This window comes from Paraliomyxa miuraensis, assembly GCF_026337845.1.
GTDB lineage: Bacteria > Myxococcota_A > Polyangia > Nannocystales > Nannocystaceae > Paraliomyxa > Paraliomyxa miuraensis.
Genome location: NZ_JAOVZF010000163.1, coordinates 287,270 through 299,642, shown reverse-complemented (window position 1 = coordinate 299,642; position 12,373 = coordinate 287,270). Strand labels below are relative to the sequence as shown.

The following is a 12,373-nucleotide window of genomic DNA, read 5'->3' as shown; positions in this document are numbered from 1 at the left end:
GCAGTGGCTCACGCGCCGGACGCTGGCGGCCCCTCGTGCTTGCCGCCCTGGCGGTCCGGGGCCGCCGGAGCCCTCTTCGACGAACGGCCGCCGGGGGTCGCCAGCCGGAGCACCCGGACCAGCTCCGGGCGGCGGATGGGCTTGGTCAAGAAGTCATCCATCCCCGCGTCCAGGCAGCGCGCGCGGTCTTCTTCCATGGCGTGGGCCGTCAGCGCCACGATGGGCAGGCGGGGGCCGTGCTGGTCCACGCGGCGTCGGATCTCCATCGCCGCTTCCAGCCCGTCCATCTCGGGCATTTGCAGGTCCATGATCACCAGGTCGTATGGAATTGCCGTGACCAGCTCGACGGCTTCGCGCCCGTTGCCTGCCACGTCCACGCGGCATCCGAGCTGCGTGAGCATGCGCTGCGCGACCTTTTGGTTGACCGTGTTGTCCTCGGCCACCAGCACGCGGATGGCCTCGCCGGGAGCCCGCGAGGGGGGCGTGAGGCTCGCCGCCGCGTAGCTGCGCGACTGGTGGTGGATCGGTGGCGAACTCGGATCGCCGCGGCGCGCCCACGCCGTTCCCAGCACGTTCCACAGCTCGGCGTGGTGCACGGGCTTGACCAGGTACGCTGCGCAGCCGGCCTCCTCCAGCTGCTGCGACGAGGCGCGATGCGTGACCGAGCTCAGCATCACCAGGACCGTCTCGCAGAGCTCCGGGTCGCGCTTGATCGTCCGTGCCAGCTCGAGGCCGTCCATGCCGGGCATGTGGTAGTCGAGGATTGCGATGGAGAACGGGCGCCCCTCGGCCTTGGCTTCGCGAAGCGCTTGCAGGGCCGCAGGGCCGCAGTCGCACTCGTGGCCCTGCATGTCCCACAACGACAGCCGCTCGGCCAGCACCCACCGGTTGATGCGGTTGTCGTCCACCACCAGCACCGACAGCCCGGCCAGCTCCACCGGCGCCCGCGGGCTCTCGGCCGCCTCGACCCCGGGCAGCAGCGGCACCGTGAACCAGAACGTCGAGCCCTGGTGCGGCGTGCTGAGGACCCCCACCTCGCCTCCCATCAGCTCGACCAGCTCGCGCACGATCGCCAGGCCCAGGCCCGTGCCGCTGTGGAGCCTCGACGACGACACCTCGGCTTGCTGGAAGTGTTCGAATACCAGGCCTTGCTTGTCCTTGGGGATGCCGATGCCCGTGTCTTCGACCGTGCAGCGGAAGTGCGCCGGTCCCTCGCTGGCTGGCGTGTGGTCGACCGTGACCAGCACGTGGCCCTCGTTGGTGAACTTGACCGCGTTGCTCACCAGATTCAGCAGCACCTGGCGGATGCGCCCCTGATCGCCTTCCACCTGGGTTGGCGTGCCGGGCACGTAGCGGGCGATGAGCTCCACGTCCTTCTCGTCGGCCTGCACGGCCACCTGGTCGAGCACCTCCTCGACCAGCTGACACAGATCGAAGCTCACCGCCTCGAGCATCATCTGTCCCGCTTCGATCTTGGAGAAGTCGAGGATGTCATTGAGCAGGTCGAGCAGGGCCACGCCCGACGAGTGTGCCGTCTCGGCGTAGTCGCGCTGGTCCTTGCTCAGCTCCGTGTCGAGGAGGATGCCCAGCATGCCCAGCACCCCATTCATCGGGGTGCGGATCTCGTGGCTCATGTTCGCGAGGAAGCGGCTCTTGGCCTCGGTGGCCACCTCGGCGCGCACGCGGGCGCGCTCCGCCTCGGCGCGGGCGCCTTCCGCTGCTGCGAGGGCGTTGGCGCGCAGCACGTCGAACACGTGCGCGATGCCGGTGAGCAAGGTGGTGCCCATGATCGCGAATGCCATCTTGTTCTGTGCCACCGCGAGGCCGTCGAGCTCCAGCGAGCCCAGCACCACCCAGCCTGCCACCGATGCTCCGCAGCACAGCCAGCCCGAGCGGCCGCCCAGCACCAGGGTGGCGAGCACCGGCATCGTGTAGAAGATCGTCGTGTTTCCCGAGTCGATGCCTTCGTTGGCCAGGGCCGTGGGGAGCGTGCCCACGATCAGCGCCAGACACAGGGCGTTGCCCAGCAAGCGATACGACACTCCGAGGCGGAGCAGCCCGATCATGGCCAGCATCAGCGCCAGGCCGACGACGGTGATCAGCACGTCGGGGTACTGGCCCTTCCATACGAAGCTCGCCATCGCCACCGGGATCATCAGCGACTGCATCAGCAGCGCACCCATCAGGATGCGGATGCCTCGCAGGTCGTTGCCGGCGGAGGCCAGCGTACGGGGTCCGATGAAGCGATCGAGGATGCTCACCATCCGGGCGGCCATGCTCGAAGGAGAGCCGCTCTGATCCGCATCCGTCACCGATCTCGATGAGAACACAAACCGCCTGGGGTGTCGCCCCGTACGCGTGCGGCAGGGTCTGCGGTGGCCGTGCACTGGGCACTCGTGGCCATGATCTCGGTGTGTGCGCGTCGTCGGGTCGATCGATCACCGAGTGCTCGTCCTTCGCACCGCCGCTTCGGTGAGCCCGTGGCTCGGCGCGCGGGTTCGATTTACTCGCCGCAGCCGGGGAATTGCCCGGCACCCGGGGCATCCGCGTCGTCGAGCAATGGGATCCCCGAGTCCTCGAGCGTATGACCGAGCACATCGGTGATGCGCAGCGACAGCGGCCCTTCGCCCATGCCGGTTTCCTGCACGAAGTAGTTGTAGTCGAGCCGCGGCACCTCGACCCACGCCTCGCCCTGCAGCACCTCGAGCGTGGTCACGGCGTTGCGGTGGTTTCGGATCTGCACTGCCGTCCACCACGGGTTGCTGCCGTCCTTGAAGTGGTAGACGACTGGGCCGCTCACCGGGCACGGCACATACTGCCACGTGATCGGCACGCGACCTGCTTCGAGCGGTGCGATCAGTGCGAACGCATCGGGGCTCAGGTCGATGTCGCCCTCGGGGCACTCGGGGCACTGGTCCACGATGCGCACGTCGATCTCGCCTTCGGGTCCCTCGATGTGCACGCACGTTCCGCACACCGCCGAGCCCGCATAGTCCGCGTGGTTCATGGCGCCGACCATCAGGTCGTCGGGGGTGGCCGGGAAGCTGCAGTTGCCCGAGCCGTCCGCGAAGTCGTAGTAGGTGGCCTCGCCCGCGTGCGCATCGCTTGGATCGCACGGCTGCCCCACGGCGCCGCTGGACTCGCTCGCAGCGTCGGCTCCGCTCGCGGCCGCGCTCGTCGCCGAGTTCTCGCTCGTCGCCGACGTCTCGCCCTCGGCCGGCTCGTCGGGGCTGCAGGCGAGCACGAGCCCGACGATCGTCCAGGGGACCACGCGGTGGCGCATGGCCCATCATGCCACGGCCCTGGGCTGCGGCTTCGGCCCCGCCGACGGGCTCGCGCGTGGTGTCCGTGCTCGGCGCGAGCGCCTCCATGCACCTGCGCACCTCCGCCCGCTCTTGCCCTTCCGTGGAGTCACGCCCCCACGGCGCTCGACCTGGCGGGCCATTGGCAGCCGCTCTTGGGCTTGCGCCTCGGGGGAGCCCGCCCCATACTGCCCGTCGCGCCTGGGTCCCCCGTCGGTTCCCATGGCGTGAAGCAAGCTCACACACGGGGGTGTCACGGTTTCGACGGGGGTACAGAGGATGAATGCTGCGTGTCGCGGGGGTCGACCAACCGTGTCAAAAAGTGGACGACGAAACACAGCTGCCAACGACAGCACCTACGGCCGTATGGCCGCGGTCGCCTAACAAGGATGACCCGCCTCCGTTCGAGGAGCCCGAGTAGGGCGGAGGCGTCGACACACGGGCTGGCCACGACGAGCGTTCCGGCGTCGAGGTGAGATCAAGGGACTGGGAGACTGGATCGCGCGTCGGTGCGCGTGCCGGGATTCGAGATCAAGTTCGCCGACTACGCACGTAGACGCTTCATGCAAAGGCCTTCGGACCCGGGTTCGACTCCCGGCGCCTCCACCCCGAAACCCCAGGAGATCCCTGGGGTTTTTCTTTTGCTGTAACGAGCTTGAGGCGGGGTGGCTCGGCGGGGGGTGATCGGGTGGGTTGGCGAGGCGGGCGGCGGTTGGGGGAGCGGTCGTCGTGGTCGGATCGAGCGCAGCGGAAGCGGAATCGAGGGCGGTCGTCGTGGGCGCGACGATATCGAGGTGAGGTTCGAGCGGGACGCGCTGGGTCGCGTGGTGAAGGAGACCACGACGAGGAGTCATGACGAGGACGGAGACGATAATGCGGCTCGTGAGACACCTTCTCGACCTGGAGCGCGGTGAAGGTGCGCCCAGTCTCGATCTCGAGTGGCTCCGTCTGCGGTGTGAAGACACGCTTCGCTATGCCGATGACCTGCAGGATGCTTCCGTGCGCGAGCTCAAGGCCGATTTCGCCGGGTTCGACACGCGGTTCCCTTCGTTGTTGTCCCAGGATCTGTTGGCGGAGCTGAACGGCTTGGGAACCTGATCTGCTGAGGGATATGAATCGAGCTCCGGCATGAGGGCAGGGACTCGTGGTTGTCGGTGAACGTCAGCGGGACAACGGGCAAGCGGAACTACTCATGGCGCGTCCGCTCCAGCGTAGTCGGTGGAGCCGTCCGTGCTCGGACGAGTGTCGCCATCAATGTCGGTGGGCGGGTCGCCGAGCTGCCACTGGGCAATATCGGCGAATACCGCCTGACCCGCTGCCGTGAGGTGAAAGTCGCCAACGCCATAGCCGGCAAACCACGAGGCCATGAAGCCTACGCCGGCCTCGGTTGCGCTCGAGTTCAGTGTAGCGCCCGTGCACTCGACTTCGGGCACGGTGTCGACGGAAAGAAGGATGCTGTTGCGAATGCTAGCCGTCGCCGCTCCTTCACAGAACAGGGCTCGTGCGTTGGTAACCAGTGGCACGCCCGCGGCCACCGTCGTGTAGAGCATGTCGAGCGACGAGCCGTTCAGCGCAATGGCATCGACATCGGCCACATAGCCCCCCACGAAGCTGTTGCGTAGGGTCAGCGTCGCCCCGTTCTGTGCCAGTATGCCGCCGCCGTTGTTTTGTACGATCCGGCTGCGATCCACCCATGCCCAGCCGCCATCGAGCTGCACGCCGGGAGGGGCGGTCGACGCGTTGCCCATGATCTCAAGCCCGTCCACGAGCACCGTCGCGTCGACCACGGTGAGCTGCGGCGATGTGCCTGAGCTGCGGACCCACCGCGGTTGCTCCACCCCCGGGCCGAGCTCCGCGGCCAAGAACGCCAGCGTTCGGCCGTCGCTCACCGTGACCGACTCATTGTAGTCACCCGGGTGTACGATGATCGTGCCCTCGGTTCCGGAGGGGAAGCTGATCACCGCGGCGTTGATCGCCACGAAGTCGGGTGTGGCTCCGCCCACGTGCACCACCGCATCCCCGGGCAGACACGCCCCCGTGTAGAAGTTGCAGGCTGCCTCCCCGCACTGCTCGTGCTCCGTACACGGCACGCACTCCCCGCTCTGCGCGTCGCAGACCAGGCTCTGCGCGTCGCACACCGTCGCGTCTTCCGCCGTGCACTGCACGCAGCGCCCATCCACGCACAAAGGGTGCTCCACGTTCGCCTCGGCGCACGCCTGGTCCGGTATCTCCACCGCATCACACGCGACGCACGTCCCCATCGCCGGGTCGCACACCGGGCGTGTTTCGTCCTTGCACTCGTTGCTCTGCGTGCACTCCAGCCCCGTGTCACCGCTGCTCGTCGCCGCTGTCTCGTCCGTGGTGGTCTCGGCGGAACCCGTGTCGGTGCTCGTCGTCTCGAGTTCAGAAGTGGTGCTCAATGAGCCGGCCTCGGGCGTGAGGGCGGGGTCCGTGGGGCAGGCTGCGAGTGCCAGCGGGAGAATCAACGACGCCTTGCGCATCACGGCACGTCCGCTCCCGCGTAGTCGGGGGAGCCGTCCGCGGCCGGACGAGCGTCAGCATCGATGTCGGTCGTCGGGTCGCCGACCTGCCACTGCGCAACGTCAGCCAACTCGAGCGGGGGGCTTTGGAGATGGAAGTCTCCCGCGGTGGCATCGGCGAACCAACTCATCCCCAGGTTTCCGAGTGCTGCGTTGCCCATCCCCGGGATCAGTGTCTCCGACGCGGTGTTCTCCACGGTCGCCTCGGAACACGAGATCTCGCCTCCTGCATCGTCGAAGGACACCAACAAGCTGTTGCGCACCGTGACTTCGTTGGGCGCCGTGCACAGGATGGGGAACGCGTCGCCAAAACCATCGAAACCCGAACCCAACGTCGTGTAGATCACACGAGCGGTCGAACTGGTCACCGTCAACGCATTCGCGCCGTTGGTCGTGTCACCCACGAAGCTGTTGCGTAGCGTCAGCGTCGCTCCGCTCTCCGCCACGATGCCGCCGCCGTTGTTGTCGACGATCCGGCTGCGATCCACCCAAGCTTGGCCGCCGTTGATCTGCACGCCGGGCGGGGCATTCGACAGGTTGCCCGTGATTGCCAGCCCGTCGATGAGCACCGTCGCATCGCCTACGGTGAGCTGCGGCGAGGTGCCCGCGCTACGGATCCACCGCGGCGGGTCCACGCCCGGGCCCAGCTCCGCAGCCAGGAACGCCAGCGTTCGCCCGCCGTTCACCGTGACCGACTCGTTGTAGTCGCCGGGATGCACGATGATCGTGCCCTCGGCCCCGGAGGGGACGCTGATCACCGCGGCGTTGATCGTCATGAAGTCGGGCATGGCTCCGCCCACGTGCACCACCGCATCCCCGGGCAAGCACGCCCCCGTGTAGAAGTTGCAGGCTGCCTCCCCGCACTGCTCGTGCTCCGTGCACGGAACGCACTCGCCGCTCTCGCACACCAAGCCCTGCACGCCGCACACCGTCGCGTCTTCCGCCGTGCACTGCACGCAGCGCCCATCCACGCACAGCGGGCGCTCCGCGTTCGCCTCCGCGCACGCCTGGTCCGGCATCGCCACCGTATCACACGCCACGCACGCCCCCATCGCCGGGTCGCACACCGGGAACGCCTCGTCCGTGCACTGGCTGCTCTGCGTACACTCCGGCCCCGTCGAGTTTCCGGTGCTCGTCGCCGCCGTCTCGTCCGTGGTGGTCTCGGTCGAGCCCGTGTCGGTGCTCGTGCCGGTGCCCGGGGGCTGATCCGCGAGCCACGCGTCGATCGCCGCGTAGTACGGACAGATCGGGGCCACCCCCACGTCCGCGGCGTCGCACTGCGGGCCCTCGACCTCCACGTCGTACTTCCCCTTGGTGACGCCCCCCTCCTTCGAGAGGTCCCCGCGAATCGCAATGGCAGCGGCATCCACCCGATCGGGATCGTCCGCCGGACCGAAGAACTGCTCGAGCTCCTCCTCCGTCACGCCACGCTCGCCATCGGTCAGCCGCAGCAGCAGCCCCTCCACCGAGGCCACGTCCATCGGATCGCCCGCGGACGCCTCGCGACGTGCCGGCAGTCCGTACCGCGCATGGAAGAACCCCGCGGGTACGTCCCCATCGTCGAGGCACCCGTCGTCGCCCACTCCGTCGGCCGTTCCTCCCGCGGGCGCGAACACGCAGATCCCCGTGTCGCACGCGAGGTCGCCGCCGCCGTAGAGGCAGTGCCCCCGGTTCGGACCAAGGCAGCTCGTCGTGCTCGCCAAGCCCACGCCCAGCACGAGCCCCGCGGCCCAACCACCACGCCCAAGCAGCCACCGCATCGTCGTCTTCGTGCCGCTCATGTCGCTCGCCTCCGCTCAGAACCGCCCCGAGAGGCCCACCCCGCGTGCGCCGAGCCACGGGGCAATCGCCACCGATCTCGACCCCCATCTCGACTGGGCTGCGCGTGTGGAACTCTCGGCTTCGACCAAGCACCGCGGGTGATGCCGCCGACACTGCACGAGATCGGTCACCAGCATCGCCACCCCCGCCCCCAGGGCCACGCCGCCGCCCACGAGCAGCGCCAACCCGGGCGGACGATAGTCGCGCTCGATGTGCTGATAGTCGCCAGGCACTCGATCGCCAACGCCCATGAGCACTCCACCCACGATCACCCCGCCCACACCAACCGCGCCCACCACGATGCCCGTCGTGCCAATGCCCGTCATCGTGCGGTACGTGGGCTCGGGCCTCTGCGGCGGCGGATTCGGCTCGTGCGTCTCCGATGTTTCGCTCCCATTGTCCACCGGCGCGCGCAGCTTCTCCACGGCCGCGGCAATCCCCGCGTCGATCCGCACGAGGAGCTCGTCGTTGCTGCATGGGCACGCGATCCACTCGCCCGCCTCGCCCACGGCCTGGCCATCTCGCATCGGCACCACGCGGTAGCGGAAGTCGAGGTACTCGCCGCCGATCTCCACCGCGATCCACCGCTCGCCCCCCGGCGCGTCGGCCACCTGGCGTGCGAGCTCGGGGTTGCGGTCGGCGATCCAGCCGGGCATGTCGGGGGCATCTTCGATGCCCTCGGCCACCTCGACCCGTAGTGCCCCCTCGGCTGCGGAGGCGGGCGCTGCCGTGGCGGGCACCGTTGTCAACGAGACCACTCCACCGAGCGCCAACGCGAGCATTGCCGCACGCCAGCTCGAGGGTCGAGCCTCTGCGGATCGCCCCCGCGCCTTCACGCAACCATCTTGTCTGCGGCGCATCATCAGCCTCCGCCTTCCGCGAGCCTCTCGCGGCAGTGCTTGGTCAGCTTCGCCACGCGTGGCTCGGTCTCGCCCTTGCCTTCGGTCACGCAGCGATCATAGCGCCGTAGCTCGAGCCACGCCTTGACGCGCATCGCCTTGCGATCGAGTCGTTGGTCCGCCGTGGACCAACACGCGCGGTCGGTCGTGGTCCGGATCACGCTCGGCCAATCGCGACGCCCGAGGGCCGCGTGCGCGTCTTCCCGGGCGCGAGGGCAGTGTGCGCGCGAAGGTGTGGATGCAGGCGTGAGGCCGGAGTCGGACGCTCCGGTCTCCGCTGGGCCCGATGTTCCCGCTGTGCCCGAGCTCTCGTCGTCGACGCCGGGTCCGGTCGATCCAGCAGTGGCTCCAACTTCGTGCCCTGTCTCCACGAGATCCGTCTCCGTGGCTCCCGCGACGCCGCCCGCCTCGGCTTCGGATGCCGGCGCCTCGTCGGCCTCGTACCCGGCTTGCGCCGCGGACGCCACCGTATTCGTGCCTTGGCCCACTCCCTCGACCACATCTGTACGCCCGTGGCTCGAGCCCCAGCCCCACCACGCGAGCCCGCCCACGAGGGCGACCACGAGCACGAGCAACCCCACCCACGGCCACGGCGACCTCGTCACCGTGGCGGCCACCGTCGAGCGCTCCGCGGCACCAGCGGTCGTCGAGCGTTCCGCCACCGCCCCGGCCGCGGTCGACGAGCCGCTCGCCATCTCCACCACCGCGGCCGCCATCGATCGCTCGGCCGCCCGCTGCGATCGCACGGCTTCGAGCACCTCGGCCACCTCGGCCGCCGACGCTGGCCTCTGCGACGGATCGCGCGACATGCAGCGCTCCACCAACGCCTCGAGCACCTCGGGCACCCCTTTGCGCAGCGAGCCAACCCGCGGCAGCCGGACCGGCCCGAGGCCATCCGGCGGCATCACATACCCGGTGATCGCCTCGAACAGCACCACCCCGAGCGCGTACACGTCGAACGCGGGATGGGCCGGCAACCCCACGGCTTGCTCGGGTGCGACGTAGCCCGATGTGCCGAGCACCACACCCGCGGCCGTGAGATCGACCCCATGCCCACCGGCGCCCAGGTCGGCCGAGATCCCGAAGTCGAGCAGCTTGGCCACCTCGCGATCGGCCAGGCCACGATCGATCATGATGTTCGACGGCTTGACGTCGCGGTGCACGATCGCGGCACGGTGCGCAGCGTCGAGCGCTCGCGCCACGTCCCCCAGCAAGCGGCACGCATCGTCGATGGACAGCATCGCGTCGGCGTTGCGAAGCCCGTCGAGCCGCTCCTCGAGGTTGTTGCCCTCGACCCACTCCAAGACCAGGTAGCGGCGCCCGTCGGGCAGCTCCCCCATGTCCTGCACCTGCACCACGTTGGGCACGCCGGAAAGCCGCCCCATGACCTCGCCCTCGCGGACGAAGCGTGCGGCCACCGTCGCGTCGTCCTCGTCGCTGGTGCGCTGCACCTTGATCGCCACCCTGGCCCCGGTGGCCACGTGGTGACCGCGGTAGAGCGCCGCCATGCCGCCCTCGCGCAACCAAAGGTCGACCGCGTAGCGCCCCAGCACCGTGCCGCGCGGCAGCCGAATGGGGATCGGCTCGGTGGCGAGGGCGCTGGTGGGGAGGTCGTCCATGACGGGGTGGAGGGTGACGGAGAACGGGGCCGGCCTCAACGGCACGCCGAGCCCATGGGGACCGACTTGATCCCCTTCGCATCGATGACGACCCGGAGGTCGCAGCCGCGGCGCAGCGTCACGCCCTGGGCCTTGTTCCACTGCGAAGCCCCCACGGGGCGCCACTTGACCGTGTAGCTGCCCACGGGGAGGCGATTGCCGTCGGTGGAGCCGCGCAGCTCGTAGCGCTTGCGCACTTTGCCGTCCTTGCTGCGAACCTCCACCTGCACGGCGCCCAGGGCCGCCACGGCCACCACTGTTAGCGCCTGCTTGGCGCGCGGTGCGGTGGGCTCGGGCTTGGGTGGGGCCGGCTTGGCCCCCGATGACTCCGGCGCGCCCGTATCGTCGGAGTTGCCCGTAACGTCGGAGCGGCCCGTATCGTCGGAGCTACCCGTCTCGGACCCGCCTGCCGCGTCGGAGCCACCCGTCGAGCTCGCATCGCCGGCCAACGCTGGAATGGGATCCTCGTTCGTGCCCGGCCGAGGCGTGCCCGTCGTGTTGGCCGACTCCGGCGCCAGCTCGGGCGGAGGCGTACCTACGGCCATGCGTTGCGTCGCCTCGGGCTCGTCGACCGTCTCCTTCGAACGCTCGAGCGCATGGTCGTCGACGGCTTGGCGCGCTTCCAATCCCTCGGTCTTCGGTCGCTCGACCGCGAGCCACCACGTCCCGGCGCCGAGCAACGCCACCATCGCCGCCCCGGAGATGGCCACCCACGGCGCCGACGAGGACGACCGCCGGCGTGCCATCGTTGCCGTAGGCCCGGGGGCGGACACCGGCGACGCGGGATCCGTGGCCTCGTTCGCCACATAGAGCGGCGCCGAGGCGACCTGGCCCACGGAGCGAGGCACGGCCGGGGGCATCCACGGCTGCGTCGACTCCTGCTCGACGGGCTGGGGCCCGACCGCACCCTTCTCCAAACGCAGCGTCGTCGACTGAACCGGCGACTCGGTTGGCCCTACCACCGCGCTCGCAGCCACGTTCGCCGCGGCCTGCTCCGCCTGGCCTGCCACACGCGAGGGTTGCACTGCGCTCGCAGCCACGCTCGCCGCTGCTTCCTCCGCTTGGCCTGCCGCACGCCAGGGCTTCCCTGCGCTTGCAGCCATGCTCACCGCGGCCTGCTCCGCCTGGCCCGCCGCCCGCGAGGGCTCGGGCGGCGAAGCGGCCACGCTCGTCCCCGTTGCCATCGGAACCGCCGTCGACGGCCCCGGGCCCACGCGTGGTCGCATCACGCCCGTGAGCCCTCCGCATAGCTGCGTCAGCTCGCGACGGGCATCGCCGTACCCCGGGAATCGGGCGAGCTGCTCGAGCGCGGCGTCGGCCGTGGGAATCCGTCGCTGCATTTCGGGCTCGAGCAGCCCAAGGCGCAACGCATCCAGCTCGGGTGGCACGCGGCGGCAGAGCGCGGGGATCGTGCCCGAGATGACCGCGATGTACATCTCCTGCTGATCCTCCACGTCGTACCGGAAGCGTCGCCCGTCGAGCAGCTCGTGGAGGATCGCGCCCACCGCATAGAGGTCGATTCGCGGGTCGCGGCCCTTGCCCCCGAGCTGCTCGGGCGCCATGTAGCGCAGCTTGCCCTTGACGTGCATGCCCGAGCTCTCCTCGAGCAGGTAGTGCGCCACGCCGAAGTCGGTGAGCTTGACCTCTCCTTGCGCGCTCACCAGCACGTTCTGCGGCGACACGTCGCGGTGCACGATGCCGAGCGGGTTGCCGTCGTGCAGCGTGATGCTGTGGGCGTAGTTCAAGGCGTAGAGGAGCTGCCCCACGATGTAGGTGATGACCTTGAGCCGCCACGCCTCGTCGTCGATGAACGTGAGCGCAGCCTCGATCTTGAGCAGGTTCACGCCATCGACCCACTCCATCACCAAGTAGCCGCGACCGTCGTCCTCGCCCTCGTCGAAGACCTGCACGATGTTGACGTGGTTGAGCAGCGCCGACAGCTCGACCTCGCTCTTGAACATGCGATGGTAGCGGGGGTTGCCTACGTGCTGATCGGCCACCACCTTGATCGCCACGTACTTGTTGGCCCGTCGCTCGCTGACGCGCCGCGCCACCCAGACCTCGGCCATGCCGCCGACACCGATCCGCCGGACCAGCTCGTAGCTGCCGATGCGTGCCTCGGGCTCCAATGGGCGGGGCATGGTGGGTGGTGG

General features: G+C 69.3%; 8 protein-coding genes and 1 other RNA gene. 2 read left to right on the top strand and 7 right to left on the bottom strand.

Annotation, left to right across the window (positions count from 1 at the left end; all coding sequences use genetic code 11):
* Positions 1-8: 8 nt before the first annotated feature.
* Positions 9-2,264: a response regulator gene (locus tag OEB96_RS41345; RefSeq protein ID WP_266222455.1), complete on the bottom strand. Its 2,256-nt coding sequence runs from the start codon at positions 2,262-2,264 to the stop codon at positions 9-11.
* Between the two features lie 239 nt (positions 2,265-2,503).
* Positions 2,504-3,283, bottom strand: a complete 780-nt coding sequence (locus OEB96_RS41340) for an expansin EXLX1 family cellulose-binding protein (protein WP_266222454.1) — start codon at positions 3,281-3,283, stop codon at positions 2,504-2,506.
* A 265-nt stretch (positions 3,284-3,548) separates the two neighbouring features.
* Between OEB96_RS41340 and ssrA the strand changes: the two genes are divergently transcribed.
* Both ssrA and OEB96_RS41330 read left to right on the top strand, forming a co-directional pair.
* Positions 3,549-3,911, top strand: a transfer-messenger RNA (tmRNA) gene (gene ssrA / locus OEB96_RS41335).
* Between the two features lie 273 nt (positions 3,912-4,184).
* A complete protein-coding gene (locus tag OEB96_RS41330) occupies positions 4,185-4,400 on the top strand; it encodes a hypothetical protein (RefSeq protein WP_266222453.1) in 216 nt (71 codons plus the stop codon).
* A gap of 92 nt (positions 4,401-4,492) precedes the next feature.
* Here OEB96_RS41330 and OEB96_RS41325 read toward each other — a convergent pair whose 3' ends face one another.
* From OEB96_RS41325 to OEB96_RS41305, 5 genes are all read right to left on the bottom strand, one after another.
* Positions 4,493-5,722: a right-handed parallel beta-helix repeat-containing protein gene (locus OEB96_RS41325; RefSeq protein WP_266222452.1), complete on the bottom strand. Its 1,230-nt coding sequence runs from the start codon at positions 5,720-5,722 to the stop codon at positions 4,493-4,495.
* 80 nt (positions 5,723-5,802) lie between these two features.
* Positions 5,803-7,623 (bottom strand): right-handed parallel beta-helix repeat-containing protein, encoded by a 1,821-nt coding sequence (locus OEB96_RS41320; protein ID WP_266222451.1) that lies wholly within the window; start codon positions 7,621-7,623, stop codon positions 5,803-5,805.
* Between the two features lie 15 nt (positions 7,624-7,638).
* Positions 7,639-8,412 carry a hypothetical protein gene (locus OEB96_RS41315; RefSeq protein WP_266222450.1) on the bottom strand — a complete coding sequence of 258 codons (774 nt, stop codon included), beginning with the start codon at positions 8,410-8,412 and terminating at the stop codon, positions 7,639-7,641.
* Between the two features lie 113 nt (positions 8,413-8,525).
* Positions 8,526-10,181 carry a serine/threonine-protein kinase gene (locus OEB96_RS41310; RefSeq protein WP_266222449.1) on the bottom strand — a complete coding sequence of 552 codons (1,656 nt, stop codon included), beginning with the start codon at positions 10,179-10,181 and terminating at the stop codon, positions 8,526-8,528.
* A 35-nt stretch (positions 10,182-10,216) separates the two neighbouring features.
* Complete coding sequence (locus OEB96_RS41305) at positions 10,217-12,361, bottom strand: serine/threonine protein kinase (protein ID WP_266222448.1); 2,145 nt, start codon at positions 12,359-12,361, stop codon at positions 10,217-10,219.
* Positions 12,362-12,373: the final 12 nt, after the last annotated feature.